Annotated in this window: 1 protein-coding gene; it reads left to right on the top strand. The window is 61.1% G+C overall.

Annotation, left to right across the window (positions count from 1 at the left end; genetic code table 11):
- Positions 1 to 406: ABC transporter substrate-binding protein (locus tag EN857_RS33395; RefSeq protein ID WP_145972040.1), on the top strand; the 406-nt coding region annotated here is incomplete at both ends.

The following is a 406-nucleotide window of genomic DNA, read 5'->3' as shown; positions in this document are numbered from 1 at the left end:
GTGAGATCGTCGGTGAGGAATATTTCCCGCTCGATACAGTCGATTTCCGGCGGACGGTCGAGCAGATCATGGCGAGTGGCGCCGAGGTGGTATTCAACACCCTCGTTCCGCCGGGCCTGACGCCGTTCCTCGACGAATTGCACAAGGCTGGCTTCGGCAAGCGGGGCGGCAAGATCATCTGCACCTACTTCGACGAGAACTTCTTCAATCTCGTGCCGTCCGAGCAGATCGAAGGCCTCTACAGCTGCCTCGACTACTATCAGGAACTCGATGATCCGTTTGGCCGCGCCCTCTTGCATCGCTACCAGGACCGTTTCCCCGGCAGCGCGATGTTGACCGCAGGCAGCGGCTGCACCGGCCACTACCGAGCGATCAAGATGTGGGAAGCGGCGGTGACCGAAGCCGG

The sequence above is a fragment of the Mesorhizobium sp. M4B.F.Ca.ET.214.01.1.1 genome (genome assembly GCF_004791545.1).
In the GTDB taxonomy this organism is placed as follows: domain Bacteria; phylum Pseudomonadota; class Alphaproteobacteria; order Rhizobiales; family Rhizobiaceae; genus Mesorhizobium; species Mesorhizobium abyssinicae.
This window is presented reverse-complemented; position numbering and strand designations above follow the sequence as displayed.